Genomic DNA, 18,117 nt, shown 5'->3' with positions numbered 1-18,117 from the left:
TCATAAATAGCTGTAGAACAGGCCGTCGAGCAGCCGCGTCCAGCCGCTGATGAGCACAAACAGCAGGATCTTCAGTGGCAGCGAAACGGTCATCGGCGACACCATCTGCATCCCGAGCGCCAGCAGGATATTCGAGACGATCAGGTCAACGACAATAAAAGGAATAAAGATCAGAAAGCCGATTTTGAAACCGTTCTGCAGCTCCGATAGCACGAAGGCCGGGATAATGAGCAGCATATTTTCGGGGGTGACCGAATCTGCCATTTTCTTTGGCCACATACGCTGGGCATTTTCCTGCAGATGGATGACGATGTCCGGATCGGTATTTTTATGCATAAACGTTTTCAGCGGTTCGATACCATTAGCGGCGGTATATTCGAGCCGCTCCATACTGCTGAAATCGACAGGGATCGCTTTCAGCCTGTCGGTCATATCGCTAAATACCGGCGCCATAATAAATAGCGTTGCCGCCAGCGCAATGCCGTTGAGCGCCATCGTTGGCGGCACCTGCTGCACGCCCATCGCGTTGCGCGTCAATTGCAGCACCATCGTAATTTTCAAAAAGCTGGTACAGATAATGAGCATCATCGGCAGCAGTGCCAGTGCGCCGAGAAACAGCGCCAGCATAATCGGGTTGAGTGGCCCCATCTCCATCGGAATCACCTGTTCACATCCCCGACGCTCGCCACGCCCGGCAGCATGTGAGTAATCTGCAACCCCAGACGTCCTTCGACATCGACCAGTTCGCCTTTCGCCAGCGGAAACTCGCCGTGACATAGCAGTGCTTCACCGGGCACGACGTTTTCGACCGTGACCGTCGAGCCGACATCCAGACGATTTAACTCACCCAGGGTAAGTCTGAGATGGCCGCAGCGCACGGTCAGGGCCAGCGGCAGCGCATCAAAAGGTGATGCCACAGGCGCCGTTGTTTCAGTCAGGCCTTCATCCGCTTGAGGTGTATCGGCAGGCAGATTATCTTCGGGGGTCACATTCATGTAACTATTCTCCAGACGGGTAATAAGAAAACGGGCAGGATGCCCCTCCCCGAACAGCAATTCGCCCTTAAGGTGCAATTGCGCAAGGCGAAGCTCGCCGCGACCGGTCGGGAAAAAATACGAGGTAGCAGGGAAAATCACATCACCGGGGCGAAGTGTGCGTAACTGCGAGGGAGCAAACGACACCGCACCCAGTTCTATCGGCAGCGATAACGGCAGGGCGCTGCAAAGCGGTGCAGGGAGCGGAGCCCAGCCAGGCTGGTTTAACAACGCCGCCAATGTGGCAGGCGCAAGATATAACTGACTTTGCGCCTGCGCCTCACCGATCGTGACGCTAATCGCAAGCCACATCCCCTCAACCGGTGCGCAGAGCGAGTCCTGCGGCGTCAGGTCGCCAAATAGCGCGCGCAATGCCGGGCTGAGATGCTGGTTAAAGAGCGGCCAGTACCAGTCAGCGCACGCCCCGGGTTCTGGCAGCAGCGGGCAAGTGGAAAACAGACTCAGCAGCGCTTCGCTCTCCGCCAGAGATAACCCTCCCGCCTTGCATGAGAAGCTCTGCGTCGGTGGCCGCTCGCCGGGGGGGGCGAGCCGCAGCTGAAGCTCACCCGCTTCGCCCGCAAGGGTAAAAGGATAGCCAAGGCCGTGGCCGATACGCTGGCGCAGGCTGGCTTCTTCGCGCGGCAGAGTGCGCAGGGATAAGGGTTTCATTCCCGGCCTCCGCGCTGCTCAAAACGCAGGCGCACAGCGCAGGCCATCCGGCGGCGCAGGGACTCCCTGCAGCGTTCCTGATGGGCGGCCATCATCGTCATGGCAGGTGGCGCAAAACGCAGGCTGATATCCCAGCCCGCGGCAAAAGGACTCAGGCGGGCATCCACTTCGCCTAAAAGGGGCAGCAGTAGCGTCATCGATATCGGGCCAGCAGGCTGCTTTTCTGCCATGGCGCACAGGGAGGGCTCCAGTTGTTGCCAGGCCCTGGCCGGAGAAGCGGGAGTCACATGCTCATGGGATAACTGTGACCCAAAAGAGGGGGAGCCTTCCCAGGGTATGATAAGCGGTTGCGGCAGTTCGCTGGGGGTGAGCAACAGCGCGTCGAACAGCGAACCCTCTTCGCGAAACGGCTCGGCGCGGGATTTACGCTCGGATGTCGCGACGTCTGAAGGTCCGGTCTGCGGCGAACGGCGCTGCACCTCCGGCCGTGCAGGCGGCGCTGGATTATTTTGCGGGGGGTGGGGTAAGGCTGTCATCGTAATGCCTCGCTGTGCGCCATCAGATATTCCAGTTTTTCCACATCGCGCAGACGCGCCTGTGTTTGCTGCTGTGTGTGCTGCACCTGTTGTTGTTGCATAACCTGCTGTGCGCGGCACTGTTGCAGCTGATTACGCTGTCCACTCACCGCGTCGCTGGCCTGGCGCTCCCGGGCCAATCCCCCGACCAGATGCTCCTGTTTTTGCAGCCCCGACTGGTGGTGTCCGGCAAAGCTATCGCGCAGCTGCTGATAATGCTGTTGTGCGGCTTCAAGCTGGTGTTCCGCCTCGGCTGACTGACGTTGCGTTTCGCACAGCGCCTGCTCCGCTTGCCGTTGCAACCGTTCGCAGCGGCGTAAGCGCTGGCGGCGAATTGGCAGCAGCAGAGAGAAGGCCTGCTGCAATTCAGCGCTGCCCTCATCAGTCGTGATGTCGTGATCAGGTAGCGGATGACGGCGCATGCTGGCTTACCTCCGCTAAGTAATGCAGTGTGTCGTCATATCCGCAGGGCGCGTGCATCGCCTGTTGCAGATAGCCATTTATCGCCTCCTGAGCCGATACTGCCGCATCGGTCATGGCATCATGTCCCGGCTGGTATTCTCCCAGGCGGATTAACATTTCTACCTGCTGCCAGGCGGACATCATGCGACGCAGCTGCGTGGCGTCGCGGCTATGCTCGCGAGTCGCAACGTTGCTCATAGTACGGCTCAGGCTCGCCAGCACATCAATAGCCGGGTAGTGTCCGCGCTCCGCCAGACGACGGGTCAGCACAATGTGGCCATCAATCAGGGATCTCACTTCGTCCGCGACCGGATCGTTCATTGAATCGGCTTCAATCAGCACGGAATAGAGGGCGGTGATGGCCCCCCGTGAGGTCTGTCCTGCGCGCTCCAGCAGGGTGGGCAATAAGGTATAAACCGAAGGCGGCAGCCCGCCGCGACCCGGTGGCTCGCCCAGCGCAAGGCCGATTTCACGCTGGGCGCGGGCAAAGCGGGTCAGTGAGTCGAGGATTAACAGCACGTTCTTACCCTTATCGCGCCAGGCTTCGGCGATGGCAGTGGCAGTAAAAGCGGCCCTGGCGCGTTCCATACTGCTGCGATCGGAGGTGGCGCAGACGAGCACCGTACGGCTGCGCAGCGCCTCATCCAGTTCGTGGTCAAGAAACTCGCGCAATTCGCGCCCACGCTCGCCAATCAAACCAAAGACAATGACATCGCAGGGCGTATTACGGGCAATCTCCGCCAGCAGGGTGGTTTTCCCGCAGCCCGCGCCGGCGAAGATCCCCACCCGCTGTCCCACGCCCAGGGTCAGCGGGCCATCAATGGCGCGAATGCCGGTCGGTAGCGGCGTATCGATGCGCGGACGATCGGTGGGTGCCGGGGCATCGCCCAGTACGCCTACCGCATCGTCCACCGTACCGGGCAGGGCGAACGCGCCAGGCTGGCCTGCATCCAGTGGACGGCCAAAGCCGTCAAGTACGCTGCCGAGCAGGGCGTCGGACACCACAATACTGTGTGGCAGGCGCAGCGGAACCACGCGTGCCCCACGCGCTATGCCGTCGAGCTGGCCGAGGGCGGAGAGCAGTGTGTGCTGCGGGTTAAAGCCGACCACCTCTGCCAGCACGCTTTGCCCGTCATCCCGGGCGATCTGGCAGAGATCGCCAATCCGCGCCTCGGGCAGGCTGCTTTCGAGCAATATCCCGCTGATCCCGGTAATGCGACCAAAGCTTTCGACCGGCGAAAAGCATGTCAGCCGCCGCTGCTGCTGCTGATACCACTGCTCCAGTGTCATCGTCATTACCAGCTCACCTTAATGTTATCGCGCCCGTTGAACTCGATCTGGTTACTGGTAATCGCCACCAGCCGCAGGTTGTCGACTTCATCGCCAATAAACAGACGCTGCCCATCATCAGTGACGATATTGGCGCGGCTACCGGTGGTGATTTGCACAATGCGAAACGGCAGTCTGACCTTCAGCAGCCTGACCTGGTTATCCAGCGGGATATCGCTGGTGTACGTTGCGTTAAAGCGCTCCAGCATTCGTTTATAGATTTGCATCTGTGGCTTACTGAGGCGGCCTGTAAGACGCACTCGCTGATTATGCATGTCCACTTTCACGAGGCTTGCCAGATCGCGTTCGCGCAACATTTTCTGTAACGGAGCCTGCAATTCTGCGGGAGTACTCAGTGGCCGGGAGGAGGTGACCTGAGTCTGGGCTACGGTGGGCTGCAAAACCCAGCTCATTACTGTCAGGGTGAGCAGCAACATCAGGCTCCAGACCAGCGTGCGGATGCTGCGGGTGAATATCCCTTTACGGGCAGCGACCGGGGGTATGGCCTCATTCGGCGTTTCAGCAGATTCTTCGGGCACAGAAGGATTGGCAGGCGGCATACAGGCGGCCCACGGCGTGTCGATACGCGCGACGCAGAGCCAGACGTCAGCGACCTGAAAAGGTTCTTCACTATTAATGGCATAGGCTTCCCCGCCGTGCGGTTGTGCCAGCCACCGGGTCTCTTCCCGGCGCAGCTCGCACTGGCGGGCAGCAACGCGAGCATCGCTAAGCATCAGATCGGCCTCATCGGCGTGGCCAATCAGCCATTTATCACCGAAGAGGGGTAACGCGGCGCCTAAATGCAGGCCAGACAGCACGCGCAGTTCGAACATGGTTAACTCTCCCACGTGGTAAGTGAGTAAGCGGCCGGATCGAGCTCTATACGCCCCAGCACATTTACTGCGAGATTGGGTTGCAGCTCTGCAAACGAGAGCACCGGCACATAGTGGAACTCTTCCTGAATAAGCCCGCGCATCGGGCTGCGCAAATCCTGGGCGACCAGCAGCACCGCGCTTTCCGGGGTGTCAACCGGGAATGCGTTGGCGATGAGCGGGAGAATGGCGCTGATCTGCTCATGGGTTAGCGCAAAGAACAGATCGTTTTGAGTCTGACGAAGCGAGTCACGCAACTGTTCTTCCAGTTCCGGTGTCAGCAGCCAGACATGCAGGCCGTCCGGACGGGCATACTGGTAACAGAGATGATTTTTTAACGAGATGCGCACCTGGTCGGTCAGCAGCCAGATGTCGCGCTCATGCTGCCCATGCTCGATCAGCGCTTCGGCAATTGCCCGAACCGATCGCAGCGGAATACGTTCTGAAACCAGTTTTTGCAGGACGCTGGAGAAACGTGAGAGGGGCATCACGCGCTGTAACTCCTGCGACAGCTCCGGCTGCTCTGATTCCAGCCAGCTCACCAGCGCGCGGGTTTCCTGCAGACCAATAAAATGCGGGCTGCTGGCGTGAATAGCGTTCTCCATGCGCTTTACCAGGATTTCGCGCGCCGTCCAGCGCTCGACCTCTTCGTTTTGCAGCAGCGGATGATCCGCCGCCAGCCAGATAAGATCGCCTTCCTGACGCTGCTCGTCGCCCTCTGCCACGCTTTCCCTGTCGGTTGACGCGATCTCGTCCAGCCAGCGGCGTTTCACCGCCCGATGCGACACGTTAAATGTCCCTTTTACTTTCGGGATTTCATAAACCGAGAAGCGAAACTCATCTTCCGTCTGCTGGTCGAGAAACTCGATATCGAACGCTGGCAGGGTAAAGCCGAAGTGGTAAACGATACGGTTACGCAGCCGGCGAATATCCTGCACCAGCTCCAGCATCTCCGGATGGCCGCGCCATGAGGACGAGAAATTGATCAGATAAGGTCGTGTTGGGTTGAACTGACGTAAATCCTCCTTGCCGTTCAGCTCAGGGGGAATGACCTCATTTTCCATTTGCGGCTGCGCAAGGCTCAGGGTCTTTCTGACACGCCAGATCTGAAAACCGCCGCTAATCATCGTCAGCGCGGCCAGCAGCAGAAAAATTGCCGTTGGCATACCTGGCAGCAGGGCAAAGCCCACCATCCCCATTGAGGAGAGCAGCCAGGCTTTCGGCTGGCTGGTTAACTGCTCGGCAATCTCGCGGCCGATATTATTGTCAGCCGTCTGCTCATTGTCGGACGAGACGCGGGTAATCAGCATCCCGGCGGTCAGCGAGATCAGCAGCGCAGGGATCTGTGCAATCAGTCCGTCACCGATGGTCAGAATCGAGTAGATATGCATCGCTTCGCCAGCAGGCATGCCCAGCTGCAGCACGCCAATACTGATGCCGCCAATCAGGTTAATCACGACAATCACCAGCCCGGCGATAGCGTCACCTTTAACAAACTTCATCGCGCCATCCATCGCCCCGAATAACTGACTCTCTTTTGCCAGTTCATTACGCCGGTTTCTGGCCTGTACCCCATCAATCAGTCCGGCGCGCAGATCGCTGTCGATGGACATCTGCTTACCTGGCATTGCATCAAGGGTAAAACGCGCAGCCACTTCGGCTACCCTTTCGGAGCCTTTGGTAATGACCAGGAAGTTCACCACGGTCAGGATCAGGAACATCACCATCCCTACCGCAAGGTTGCCGCCCACCACAAAGTTACCGAAAGCCGCCACCACATGGCCCGCATCCTGCTGAATTAAGATCTGGCGGGTGGTGGAGATAGAGAGTGCCAGGCGGAACATGGTGGTGAGCAGCAGCACGGCGGGAAAGGTTGAGAACGCCAGCGGCTTAGGCAGATACATGGCCAGCACGACCAGCAGAGATGACAGGCAGATATTCACCGCTATCAGCGCATCAATTAATGGCAGCGGTAAGGGAATAATAAGCATAAACACCAGCGCCATGGCAAAAGCCGCACCGACCACTTCGGAGCGTTGCATGGCGCTGATCGCGATTCGATTCAATATGTGAAACAGGGTATTCATCTTTGTTGCCTCACGACGCAGCGTTCCGGTTGCGGCGTTGCTGTTGCTGCTCAGTTTTAGTGACGTCCGTAATCATGCCGCGCAGCAGTTTTAACGCGTTGTCACGATTTTCCTGAGCGGGCCACAGCGAGGCTGGCACGCCGTGCAGGAGCGGAAAAAGCGAACTAAAAAAGAGCGGCAGATGTTGCCTGTTCTGGCCGACAATCTCGTCTGCCAGCCCGGTAAAATCACTCTGATAAGCGCCGTTATGGCTGATTTGCAACATCCGGCGTGCCAGAGTCAGGCTGTTCATGGCAACACTGGGCAGTTTGCTGCGCATACGCTGCAAAAAGGCAGTGCTGTCGCTCAGCGTCTGGCTTATCCCGGCAGCATCGCGCAGTCCGCGGTGGATACGTCCGAGGGTAATAACGCTGATTGAGGGGGCAAGTGCGGCGATATCATCCGCCAGCGCGCGCTGCAGAGTACGCAGCGTCGGGATCAGATTACGCGAGCCGATCAGCTCCAGCAGCATATCCAGCATCCTGGTTGCGGACTGCTGGTGGACGATGCCGTCGTAATAGAGGTTGCGCAACGACTGTTTACGCTGCGGATCGCGGGTATACCCGGCGATGGCTGACGCCGTGTTGTTGCCTGCACGAATGGTCTGGCCGTGGGTCTGCTGTAGCTTATCCAGTTGGGCCCCGGCCAGCCCGGCCAGTTCCCCGTCGCCTTTATCCTGTGCCTGTTCGCCGATCACACGCAGTAGCAGGGCGGTGCGCGCCGGATCGCCGCCGGTCTTTTCCAGAAGTGTGTCGCTATCCGGCGGCGGATTCTGGCGCAGGGCGGCACGTAGCCACGCCATCTGCTCCAGCGTTTGTTGTTCATCGCCGCCGTCGAGTAGGGAAAATAGTGCATTCAACTCTCCGACTTTGCTGAGCGCATGCTTGCCACGCTGCTGGTTCCGTGACGCATTACGGCGGTCCTGAGCCTTTTGCCTGCGTTCCATCTTTTCACTGAACGCGGCGCCCATTTCTTCCATCGCGTCATTCAGTGAGGTTTCACGCGCGCGGACATTATCCGGCACGTCGTTTTTACCTGCTGTCTGTGGCGTGTTTTTATGCAGAGCTTTTAGCGAGTGCGCCAGCGCCGGTATCGCATGTTGTATTTTGAGCATCGCCAGCCATCCTCAATGGTTATTACTCTCTTTCTGTGTCAAATAACGCTTACCGGTTCCGAAAAAAGCGGTAAAAAAAAGTGGAAATAATTTCATCCGGAAATCAGTGCAATTTTTTGCATTATTCATCGATAAGGAAGGGTAAAAACTGTCTCAGATAATTCTGTATGGAGAATTAATTGTTTTCATAAACAGCAGCTTATTTGTTGAGCAGCAGATGGCATATCTCTTGCTATGTAACGAAATCAATTGCTACTAATGAGAGAGATAAGAAAATGATTAATTCAACGCTCGTATCCGCTGTCGCAGAGTCACCCTTAGCAATTAACGTAAACTGGGATGAGATCTTCGTTACGCATAATAAGAAGCTGTTAAATTTCATTCGAAAACGTATTGCCAGCCATGAAGATGCTGATGACATCCTGCAAATGACCTGTCTGGAAGTGTTGTGTAATCGCCATAAGTTTCGCGGCGCATCCCGTCCGGAAACGTGGGTATTTGGCATCGCAGTTAATTTGATTCGCAACTACTACAAATCAAAACAGATCCACTATCTGTTTGATAATCTTAATGATGAAGTTATCGCCGATCTGCTGCTGGATAATGATCCCAGCGATCTGACGGAAAACAGGCAATTACTGAGTCATACGCTGGCATCCCTCGAAATTTTACCGAAAGACGTCAGGGTGATGCTGTCTATCCTTGTGGAGGAGGAGGGCAGCTATCAGGATATCGCTCAGCAGTTAGAAATCCCGGTAGGCACCGTGCGCTCTCGGCTCTCACGCGCGCGGGAAACATTAAAGGGGAGAATTTACGCCTGAATATGGGCCTGCGAAAAATGGCAATTTAACTGCTAAGCTTATCAGCTCGTTAATATTTAGCGGGTTATGACTATCATGCCGTCGGAACGTTATTCTCTGCGGCTTGATAAATCCGTGGAGGGAATAATGCTTTTACAGGGTGTATCTGACCAGAATGACAATCACAAAACTACTATCACCGGTTTATCAAATATTGCCTTAAACAAAATTCATGATGCGATATATTTGATAGACAGCCAGCTGCATATCAAATATGTCAATGAAAAGGCCTGCCAGTTGACGGGATATTCCCGCGAGGCATTTTCGCAGCTCAGCTTTGACATCATTGATAAAGAACTGCGCGACAATGATGTTTTTGCCCTGTGGTGGAAACTCAGTACCCGCCCTGAAGGGATACAATTCACTTCACATCATACCGGCCGGCATGACGTTTTTCCCGTAGAAGTGAGTTGTAGCGGATATCACCAGGATGGTGAGCTGCATATCTTATGCATTGTGCGCGATATGCATGAAATTCGCCGGCAAAAAGAGCAGCAGCAACTTCGGGAAAAACAGCTGTATCAGGTAGTGGAAAATTCTCCCGACCTCATTTTACGGTTTGATTTGCAGACCCGCTGCCTCTATGCCAACCTGGCGGTCCGCAGCTGGTTTAATCTTAGCGAAAACGATATCAGTCGGGTGCCGCTGACTGAAAGCGTGCAGCGCGGGGGGATTGGACTGAGCCTGTTTAAGCTGGTCTCACGCACGATGGTTGATGAGAAAGTGGCCGAAGATGAGCTGGTGGTAAAGTATCAGGGTGATAAACGCACCCTGCATGTGCGCTGCGTGCCGGAATATGATTTACAGGGCGAGCTGGTTAGCGTGCTGGCGGTTGGGCGCGATATCACTGCAATCCGCAAGACCGAAGAGGAGTTGCGGCAGTTAACTCATAATCTCGAGCGGGCGCGGGAAGCGGAAAAAAAACAGCTGGCGCGTGATATTCATGACGAGCTGGGCCAGCATTTAACCGCTCTGCGTACAGGGTTGTCGCTGCTGGCGATGCGTAAAGATCAGCCTGTCGATGCGCAGCAGGCAAAAATTCAGCAGCTGATGGTGCATCTGGACAGCACGATTCAGGTGGTACGGGATGTCTCGACCCGCCTGCGGCCTAACGTTCTCAATCTTGGTTTAATTCCGGCGCTGGAATGGTTGCGCGATCAGTTTATAAAAAACAATGGAATCCGCTGCATTTTACTGGCACCTGATGAACATACCGTGGTGCTGGATGAAGCGACGCTGACGGCGGCGTTTCGCGTGGTACAGGAGTCTCTCACCAATGTCGTCCGCCATGCCAGAGCCAGCAATGTTTATATCTTCGTCAAACTCACGCCGGATGCGCTGCTCATCGAAGTTGTCGATAACGGTAAAGGGTTTCATCTGAATCGAGTGAAGAAAGGGACGTGTGGGCTGCACGGCATCAGGGAGCGAGGACGCATGCTAAATGGAGAAGCGACCATCGATAGTACACCTGGTAAAGGGACCCGGGTTAAACTGAAATTCCCCCTCTCTGTAAGCGCTAAATCAGTCGCATCCTGTCCGAAAACCGGGAGTATTAACCGATGAGTAAATGCATACGTCTGATGATTGCCGACGATCATGCCATTATGCGCGAGGGCCTGAAGCAAATTTTTGCTCTTGATGACAATATCGACGTGGTATGCGAAGCATCGGATAGCGGCCAGGTGCTGGAGCGCCTGCGTCAACACGAAGTCGATCTGCTGCTGCTCGATATTTCGATGCCTGGCATGAGCGGAGAAGATCTGATTACCCGCCTGATGCCTCTCTATCCCCGGCTGCGCATTCTGGTATTGAGTATGTACAACGAACCGCAAATTACCCGGCGGGTGTTAAATAATGGTGCGCTGGGCTATATCACCAAAGACAAGTCGCCGGATGTTTTACTCAAAGCGATTCGTACCGTGGCGCAGGGATCACGCTATATCGATCACGATCTGGCACAGGAGATTATCTTCTCCGACTACCAGAGCAATAATCGTGCGCCTCATGAGAGCCTGACGATGCGCGAACGGCAAATCATGATCATGCTGGCCCACGGGGAGTCGATTAATGCGATAGCCGATGCGCTCTCCATCAGTAATAAAACCGTCAGCACCTATAAATCACGCATGATGAAGCGAATGAAATTTACCAATAATGCCCATATCGTGAAATATTCCCTGCAGCATAACCTGGTGCAATAATGTCTTAAGGCTCCGCCTGATAAGCCTCGGGCGGGGTCGATCTGAAAGTGTTTTGCAGCACGGCTAACGGGAAGGACGTGTCCGCCTGAATTTTACCCCGACCGCATAATAAAAATCCACGCCATGGCGTGGATTTTAGGGAGTCTGTCAGACTTCATGGTTTTGATGAAACCCCATGAGACAACAATATTTAATCAGACGTTGAACCGTGACTTTCGATTTAACCTTTTGATATGTGTGGTTAATTTTAATTTATTTTTATTTTGTACTCACAGTCGTACTCATTTGTCGTGATGCTTCATTATTACTGTGCAACTACCGTACAAATACGTGACACGGAGTCTCTTAGCACCTGAGTAGTTCAGTTTTTCATCTTTCCTGATGCTCTTACGGGAAAAAAGCGCCAAATAAGCATCTTTCATTGGTACAATACGCCAACTTGTCTCTGGCTTTGGCCAAACTCCATTTGTTATCTCTGATCTTCATATCAGGGACGTAAAAGTTATCAGGAATCATATGTTAACAGGTAAGCTACGCAACCAAGTTGATGAGATCTGGACCACCTTTTGGACCGGCGGTATCGCTAATCCCACTTCGGTCATCGAACAGTTCACCTATCTGCTGTTTATCCGCCGTCTGGATGAGCTTGAAATGCAGCGTGAAAATCAGGCGTTGTTGCATAGCGGCAGCCTTCAAAACGCGCTTTTCCCGCCTGACAAACAGCACTATCGCTGGAACAAATTCAAGAACATTGACCCTGAAGACATGTTTGAGCTGGTAAAGGACAAAGTTTTCCCGTTTATCAAGACTATCCACGGCCAGCAAAGCACTTTCGCTCACCACATGAAGGACGCCATCTTCATGATCCCGAGCGCCCCAATGCTGGATAAAGTGGTTAACTTGATCGACAAGCTGGAAATGGATGATCGTGATACCAAAGGCGATCTCTACGAATACATGTTGAGCAAGTTGGGATCGGCAGGGACCAACGGCCAGTTCCGTACCCCGCGTCATATCATCAAAATGATGGTGAATATGACCGAGCCAAAACTTGGTGGTGACAGCAGCGATGTGATTTGTGACCCGGCTTCCGGCACCTGTGGCTTCCTGATGGCGGCGGAAGAATATGTGCGCACACATCATAAAACCGCATTAATGAAGCCAGAAAATAGTGCTCATTTCCATAACGTGATGTTCAATGCTTACGATTTTGATCAGTCGATGCTGCGTATTGGCGCCATGAACATGATGCAGCATGGCGTGGATAACCCTGTTGTGGAATATCGCGACAGCCTGATGGATTACGGTGAAGAGAACATTAAAGACAAATTCACTCTGATCCTGGCTAACCCGCCGTTTAAGGGCAGCGTGGCCTACGATGAACTGTCGCCAGATTTGTTGACCGCACTGGGCAAATCGCCGAAAAAAGCCGAAAAGAAAGTCGTTAAGACAGAAGACGGCGAAGAGAAGAAGAAAAAAGACCCAACCGAGAAAACTGAACTGCTGTTCCTGGCGTTGATCCTGCGCATGCTGCAGCCGGGTGGTCGTGCAGCCGTGATTGTGCCGGACGGTGTATTGTTTGGTTCGACAAAATCGCACCGTGAAATTCGTAAGACCTTGGTAGAAAAGCATAAGCTGGATGCGGTGGTTTCCCTGCCTTCTGGTGTGTTTAAACCTTACGCAGGTGTTTCCACCGCAATTCTGTTCTTCACCAAAACCAACAGTGGCGGGACGGATGATGTGTGGTTTTATGATATGCAAGCTGACGGTTTCTCGCTGGATGATAAACGCACACCGCTGATTAAAGACCAGCCGCTAACCACTGAAGCAGATACAGTTGATGAAGAGGCTGCGGAAGGTGTTCAGGCTCCTTCAGAATTACCTAACCACAAACTGAGCAATATCCCCGATGTGTTGTGGCGTTGGCAAAATGCGCATAAAGAGATCAACCGCAAGCGTACCGATCAAAGCTTCTTTGTACCGAAAAGTGAGATTGTGGAGAAAGAGTACGATCTCAGCATCAACCGTTATAAAGAGACGGTGTATGAGGAAGTTAAGTACGAATCTCCAGCGGTGATTTTGCAGCGAATTAAAGAACTGCAAAAAGCGATGGAGCAGGGTATTGCTGATTTGGAGAAGATGCTGTGAGTTGGCCGATGGTGAAGCTTGCTGAGGTTTGCGATATTCAAATGGGCTCAGCACCGAAAGGTTCGTCTTATACGGAATTGAGTGAAGGTATACCACTGGTGGCTGGTGCATCTGATTACGGTGAACTCTACCCCTTACCTAAGAAAGCAACCACTGAACCAACACAAGTTTGCCAGACAGGGGATCTGATCATTTGTGTTCGGGCAACAATTGGTGATCTGAACTGGGCGGACAAACCGTATTGTCTGGGACGCGGTGTTGCTGGTCTTAGGAGCAAAGCACAGCTTGATAGTAATTATCTTTTTTATTTTATTCGCGCTAATGAGCATGTCCTTTATGACAATTCGACAGGATCGACATTTCCTCAAATAAATAAAAAAACCATTGAGAATTTGTTAGTCCCTCTACCTCCAGTTGCCGTACAAAAAAGTATTGCTGAGAAATTAAAAAAAGCTGAGATGTTAGTTAAGTCTTCTTTGCAAATGGAGTCTGAACTCAACATATTGGCGCAAGCTGTGTTTTTGGAGATGTTTGGTGATCCTTTGATTAACTCTAAAGGCTGGAATACAAAAAAACTGAGAGATCTTGGTGAACTCAACCGTGGCAAGTCTAAGCATAGACCTCGTAATGATCCAATTTTGCTTGGAGGCCCGTATCCTTTGATTCAAACTGGAGATATAGCCAGAGCGGACAATTATATTGTAAACTATAAATCGACATATTCAGCGTTCGGGTTAAAACAAAGCAAACTGTGGCCTAAAGGTACATTATGTATTACCATTGCTGCGAATATTGCAGATACCGCTATCTTGTCATTTGAAGCATGTTTCCCGGACTCCGTTGTTGGATTTAATGCTGATGTAAATCTGACCTCAAATGAGTTTATTCATTATTGGCTGAAATTCTATCAATCAACACTTGAACAATTAGCACCAGAGTCGGCCCAGAAGAATATTAATCTAAAAATATTAGAAGAAATAGATGTTTTTGTTCCACCACTAACGCATCAACTACAGTTTGTCGCGATCTTGAATGCAGTTGAGAAAAGAAAAAAAGAAGTTCGTAGGCAGAATGAATATCTACATGAATGTTTTGATGCTCTCATGCAACGTGCCTTCTTCGGAAAACTGGACCTCAAAAAAGTGGCCTGATAAGTAAGGATACCCGATGTCGAATTTTGCTTTTTTAAGCGAGTGGTCAGAAATTCAGTTAAATGCACAGCAGGCGGAGAAAATGCTGAACAGCGACCCGCGAACCTGTTGCTTTTACAGCCGCTATACTCTGGAACGTGCCGTTCACTGGATGTATGAGTTCGACAGAGGGCTACTCAAGCCCAGGTATGACACCAGCCTTAACACACTGATTAACCAGCCTGATTTTCGCGATCTGGTAGGTCCGAGGGTTTTCCCTAAGATTAAAGCGGTCCAGAAATCAGGTAATAATGCAGTGCACAGTTCTGCGAAAGTGAGTACCGCTGTCGCCACGCAAACCCTGAAAGAGTTGCACCATGTGCTTTACTGGCTCTATCGTACCTATACCGCACATCAACCTGTCAGCAATGAGATTTTTGACCTTAAAAATGTTCCGCAAACGGTCCATGTTGATGCCGGGCTGATTACCCGCAGCGCACAAAAGCTCAAAGAGTTACAACAGCAGCTTGAAGAGCGCGATAGTCAGCAGGAGCGTGAAGAGGAAAAACGTGAGAGGGAAAACGCAACGCTTCGTCAGGAGCTGGAGCAGCTCAAAGCGCGGGTTGCTGAACGTAAGCTGCAAAACGTTGAAGTTAAGGACAGTCATAATTACAACGAAGCTGAAACCCGTCACTTTATTATCGACCAATACCTAAAAGAGATGGGGTGGCTACTGGAGGACAGCCGCGACCGTGAATATCCGGTTACGGGAATGCCTCTTTCCAGCCAGAATCCGCAGGGAAATGGTTTTGTTGATTATGTTCTCTGGGGAGAAGACGGCAAGCCGCTGGCGGTCGTTGAGGCTAAACGTACTACAGTGGATGTGCAGCAGGGGAAACGCCAGGCTGAACTTTATGCTGATTGCCTGCAGCAGGTCTCCCGGTTTGAGGGCCGCCGCCCGTTAATCTATTTCACCAATGGCTATGAGATCTTCTTTTGGGACGATCTGAACTATGTGCCGCGAAAAGTGCAGGGTTTTTTATCCAGAGATGAAATGCAGCGTCTGATCGATCGTCGCGAGTTGGCACAAAATCTGAATAATGTCGAGATCGACACGAGTATTGCTGGCCATAAACGCCCCTATCAACAGCAGGCTATTCGGGCTGTATGTGAACAATTTGACCAGCAGCGTCGGCGCAAAGCGCTGTTAGTGATGGCTACTGGGACAGGGAAAACCCGAACGATTATCGGCCTGCTAGACCTCTTAATGCGCGCAGGTTGGGTAAAGAACGCATTATTTCTCGCTGATCGTAATGCACTGGTGACACAGGCTAAAAAAGAATTCTCAAAGCTGTTGCCGAAATGCTCACCGGAGATTCTGAGTGGGGCAACAAGTACGCTGAAAGGGCGGTTGTACCTGTCGACTTATCCCACCATGATGAACTTGCTTAGTGCGCCGCCGGACAGTCGGTTATTCAGCGTAGGGCATTTTGATTTAGTGATTGTCGATGAAGCACACCGCTCGGTTTATAAGAAATACGGCTATATCTTCGACTATTTTGATTCCCTGCTGGTGGGCCTGACCGCGACGCCTAAAGCCGATCTCGATAAAAACACTTACGACGTATTTCAGTTGCCTGACGATGACCCGACCTTTGCCTATGAGCTTCAGGAGGCGATTGATGACGGCTATCTTGTTCCTCCCCGTGACGTTCGTGTTGAACTGGGATTTGTTCGCCAGGGGATCAAATACAGTGAATTAAGCAAAGATGAGCAGGAAGAGTGGGAAAGTAGTCAAGAGCTGGCTGAGCGGGATGAGGTGCTGCCTTCGGAAATTAACGAATTTTTGTTTAATAAACCCACTGTCACGGCGGCACTCAAAACCCTGATGGAAAGAGGGATTAAAGTTGCAGGTGGCGATAGATTGGCTAAGACGATTATTTTTGCAGCAAATAATCGTCATGCGCAATTTATCAATGAGGTGTTCGATGACAATTTCCCAAAATTTAAAGGGAAATTTGCTCGCACGGTAACTTATAAAGAAAAATATGCCGAAAGCCTTATTGAAGAATTTAAAGGCGAGCGTGACCCAGTTGATCCCAATACGCCAATGACGCTGGCTATTTCTGTCGATATGCTTGATACCGGTGTGGACGTTCCTGAAGTAGCCAACTTGGTGTTCTTTAAGGTCGTCAAATCTAAAGTGAAGTTCATGCAAATGCTGGGGCGTGGTACCCGACTGTGCGAGAAATTATTCGGCCCCGTGACCCCGGATGATGACAAAACAGAATTTAAAGTCTTCGATATCTGCCAGAATTTTGAGTATTTCGAAATGAATCCACAGGGAGCCTCAGATTCTGCGGGTAAGTCGCTATCACAGTCGTTATTTGAGAATCGTCTGAAGCTGACTCAGGTGCTAAAAGATCACGAGGAAAGCGGTGATTATGGCGGGGCCCTCAGGCAATATTTGCTGACAATGCTTCACCATCGTGTGGCTGGTATGAGCCTGGATAATTTTATTGTCCGCCCTAACCGTAAGCTGGTTGAGAAGTATCAGAAAGCCTTAATTTGGCAGGATTTGACGGATGAACACCTTGGCGAACTGATTAGTCAAATATCTCGGCTACCAAGTTCAGCGGAACCGTTTGATGAACAAGAGCAGGAAGAAGAGTTGGCGTTGCGTTTCGATCAGTTAATTTTGACGATGCAACTGGCCTTACTTGAGCGTAGAGGCGTTAGCGATACTCAGCAGGACAGATTGCTACAGATTGCACATAAGTTGAAAAGTAAGGCCAGCATTCCACTGGTTGAAGTGCAAATCGAATGGATCGAGTATGTGCTGAGTAAACAGTTCTGGCAGGAACTTTTACTTGAAGATCTTGAGAAGACTCGTCTGCGTTTGCGTTTGTTGCTCCGGTTTATCGATAAAGATAGCACAGGTGTGGTGTATACCAATTTTCAGGATGAGGTCCTCTCTGTGTATGAGAATGAATCGTCCTATACCTTTACATATGGCGATGCACTGATACTTTACAGGAAACGTGTTGAGTCCTGGGTGAGGGAAAACCAGCATGACCTCACCATCCAGAGACTACGTCGTGGGCAACACATCACCAAACTCGATCTTGAGCTACTAGATCAAAAGCTGTTTGAAGCGAGCGGAATCGAGAATACTGAGACTTACCAACAATCCATTCATCCCGATAAGCCTTTGGGTATTTTTATTCGTGAACTAGTTGGGCTTGATCGTCATGCTGCCAAAGCCGCATTTGCCGATTATCTTGATGAAACTCGTTTTGATAGCCAACAGATTCATTTCGTCAACACCATCATAGAATGGTTGACGGAAAACGGTACGATGAGTCCGGAACGACTGGCCCAGCCTCCATTCACCGATGAGCATTTTAAGGGAGTGTTTGGAATATTTGATGTTCCAACAGCTATGGTGTTACGCGACAGACTCATCAGCATTGAGCAGAGTGCAGTTGGCCAAATTTAGTAAACTACTGCAAAGCTTGTTCACGGCACTGGTGTTATTTGTTTGTTGTCCGATCAGCGTTAGCGATTAGGTTGCCTGTCCTGCCTGTTTCTGGTTAT

General features: G+C 52.1%; 14 protein-coding genes. 6 read left to right on the top strand and 8 right to left on the bottom strand.

The genetic code is table 11. The features are described from left to right. From sctR to sctW, 8 genes are read right to left on the bottom strand one after another with little or no spacing between them, the layout of a single operon-like run. On the bottom strand, positions 1 to 654 hold the full coding sequence (gene sctR / locus ACK13D_RS03645) for a type III secretion system export apparatus subunit SctR (protein ID WP_010669972.1): 654 nt from the start codon (positions 652 to 654) through the stop codon (positions 1 to 3). Between the two features lie 5 nt (positions 655 to 659). Continuing rightward, positions 660 to 1,703, bottom strand: coding sequence for a FliM/FliN family flagellar motor switch protein (locus ACK13D_RS03640; RefSeq protein ID WP_249654523.1), 1,044 nt, complete (start codon positions 1,701 to 1,703; stop codon positions 660 to 662). Beyond that, positions 1,700 to 2,239: a type III secretion system HrpP C-terminal domain-containing protein gene (locus ACK13D_RS03635; RefSeq protein WP_061901511.1), complete on the bottom strand. Its 540-nt coding sequence runs from the start codon at positions 2,237 to 2,239 to the stop codon at positions 1,700 to 1,702. Before ACK13D_RS03635 ends, ACK13D_RS03640 begins: the two co-directional genes overlap by 4 nt. Beyond that, a complete protein-coding gene (locus tag ACK13D_RS03630) occupies positions 2,236 to 2,700 on the bottom strand; it encodes a hypothetical protein (RefSeq protein WP_010245906.1) in 465 nt (154 codons plus the stop codon). Before ACK13D_RS03630 ends, ACK13D_RS03635 begins: the two co-directional genes overlap by 4 nt. Continuing rightward, a complete protein-coding gene (gene sctN, locus ACK13D_RS03625; protein WP_010245904.1) occupies positions 2,678 to 4,036 on the bottom strand; it encodes a type III secretion system ATPase SctN in 1,359 nt (452 codons plus the stop codon). The genes ACK13D_RS03630 and sctN overlap by 23 nt, the downstream gene beginning before the upstream one ends. Next, the gene (locus tag ACK13D_RS03620) at positions 4,036 to 4,902 is read right to left on the bottom strand and encodes an FHA domain-containing protein (protein WP_010245901.1); all 867 of its coding nucleotides are present in this window, start codon (positions 4,900 to 4,902) and stop codon (positions 4,036 to 4,038) included. Before ACK13D_RS03620 ends, sctN begins: the two co-directional genes overlap by 1 nt. A gap of 2 nt (positions 4,903 to 4,904) precedes the next feature. Continuing rightward, positions 4,905 to 7,028 (bottom strand): type III secretion system export apparatus subunit SctV, encoded by a 2,124-nt coding sequence (gene sctV / locus ACK13D_RS03615; RefSeq protein ID WP_191924231.1) that lies wholly within the window; start codon positions 7,026 to 7,028, stop codon positions 4,905 to 4,907. A gap of 10 nt (positions 7,029 to 7,038) precedes the next feature. Continuing rightward, positions 7,039 to 8,181 carry a type III secretion system gatekeeper subunit SctW gene (gene sctW / locus ACK13D_RS03610; protein ID WP_010245896.1) on the bottom strand — a complete coding sequence of 381 codons (1,143 nt, stop codon included), beginning with the start codon at positions 8,179 to 8,181 and terminating at the stop codon, positions 7,039 to 7,041. Positions 8,182 to 8,456: 275 nt separating this feature from the next. Between sctW and ACK13D_RS03605 the strand changes: the two genes are divergently transcribed. The 6 genes from ACK13D_RS03605 to ACK13D_RS03580 all read left to right on the top strand — a co-directional run bounded on the left by ACK13D_RS03605 (position 8,457) and on the right by ACK13D_RS03580 (position 18,019). Further along, positions 8,457 to 9,002: an RNA polymerase sigma factor gene (locus ACK13D_RS03605; protein ID WP_010245893.1), complete on the top strand. Its 546-nt coding sequence runs from the start codon at positions 8,457 to 8,459 to the stop codon at positions 9,000 to 9,002. A 66-nt stretch (positions 9,003 to 9,068) separates the two neighbouring features. Beyond that, a complete protein-coding gene (locus tag ACK13D_RS03600; RefSeq protein ID WP_418795720.1) occupies positions 9,069 to 10,604 on the top strand; it encodes a PAS domain-containing sensor histidine kinase in 1,536 nt (511 codons plus the stop codon). Further along, positions 10,601 to 11,242 carry a response regulator gene (locus ACK13D_RS03595; protein WP_010245888.1) on the top strand — a complete coding sequence of 214 codons (642 nt, stop codon included), beginning with the start codon at positions 10,601 to 10,603 and terminating at the stop codon, positions 11,240 to 11,242. Before ACK13D_RS03600 ends, ACK13D_RS03595 begins: the two co-directional genes overlap by 4 nt. Before the next feature lie 516 nt (positions 11,243 to 11,758). Further along, positions 11,759 to 13,390: a type I restriction-modification system subunit M gene (locus ACK13D_RS03590; protein ID WP_418795718.1), complete on the top strand. Its 1,632-nt coding sequence runs from the start codon at positions 11,759 to 11,761 to the stop codon at positions 13,388 to 13,390. Positions 13,391 to 13,398: 8 nt separating this feature from the next. Then, entirely contained in the window at positions 13,399 to 14,541 is a 1,143-nt protein-coding gene (locus tag ACK13D_RS03585; protein ID WP_418795717.1) for a restriction endonuclease subunit S, read from the top strand. Between the two features lie 16 nt (positions 14,542 to 14,557). Beyond that, complete coding sequence (locus ACK13D_RS03580; RefSeq protein WP_418795715.1) at positions 14,558 to 18,019, top strand: DEAD/DEAH box helicase family protein; 3,462 nt, start codon at positions 14,558 to 14,560, stop codon at positions 18,017 to 18,019. Positions 18,020 to 18,117: the final 98 nt, after the last annotated feature.

The sequence above is a fragment of the Pantoea sp. K16 genome, from assembly GCF_048452805.1.
Taxonomy (GTDB): domain Bacteria; phylum Pseudomonadota; class Gammaproteobacteria; order Enterobacterales; family Enterobacteriaceae; genus Pantoea; species Pantoea agglomerans.
This window is presented reverse-complemented; position numbering and strand designations above follow the sequence as displayed.

Excerpts from the sequence above, each read along its gene's own strand:
- sctR (WP_010669972.1), bottom strand. The coding sequence starts at position 654 with ATGGAGATGGGGCCACTCAACCCGATTATGCTGGCGCTGTTTCTCGGC.
- ACK13D_RS03640 (WP_249654523.1), bottom strand. The coding sequence starts at position 1,703 with ATGAAACCCTTATCCCTGCGCACTCTGCCGCGCGAAGAAGCCAGCCTG.
- ACK13D_RS03635 (WP_061901511.1), bottom strand. The coding sequence starts at position 2,239 with ATGACAGCCTTACCCCACCCCCCGCAAAATAATCCAGCGCCGCCTGCA.
- ACK13D_RS03630 (WP_010245906.1), bottom strand. The coding sequence starts at position 2,700 with ATGCGCCGTCATCCGCTACCTGATCACGACATCACGACTGATGAGGGC.
- sctN (WP_010245904.1), bottom strand. The coding sequence starts at position 4,036 with ATGACGATGACACTGGAGCAGTGGTATCAGCAGCAGCAGCGGCGGCTG.
- ACK13D_RS03620 (WP_010245901.1), bottom strand. The coding sequence starts at position 4,902 with ATGTTCGAACTGCGCGTGCTGTCTGGCCTGCATTTAGGCGCCGCGTTA.
- sctV (WP_191924231.1), bottom strand. The coding sequence starts at position 7,028 with ATGAATACCCTGTTTCACATATTGAATCGAATCGCGATCAGCGCCATG.
- sctW (WP_010245896.1), bottom strand. The coding sequence starts at position 8,181 with ATGCTCAAAATACAACATGCGATACCGGCGCTGGCGCACTCGCTAAAA.
- ACK13D_RS03605 (WP_010245893.1), top strand. The coding sequence starts at position 8,457 with ATGATTAATTCAACGCTCGTATCCGCTGTCGCAGAGTCACCCTTAGCA.
- ACK13D_RS03600 (WP_418795720.1), top strand. The coding sequence starts at position 9,069 with ATGACTATCATGCCGTCGGAACGTTATTCTCTGCGGCTTGATAAATCC.
- ACK13D_RS03595 (WP_010245888.1), top strand. The coding sequence starts at position 10,601 with ATGAGTAAATGCATACGTCTGATGATTGCCGACGATCATGCCATTATG.
- ACK13D_RS03590 (WP_418795718.1), top strand. The coding sequence starts at position 11,759 with ATGTTAACAGGTAAGCTACGCAACCAAGTTGATGAGATCTGGACCACC.
- ACK13D_RS03585 (WP_418795717.1), top strand. The coding sequence starts at position 13,399 with ATGGTGAAGCTTGCTGAGGTTTGCGATATTCAAATGGGCTCAGCACCG.
- ACK13D_RS03580 (WP_418795715.1), top strand. The coding sequence starts at position 14,558 with ATGTCGAATTTTGCTTTTTTAAGCGAGTGGTCAGAAATTCAGTTAAAT.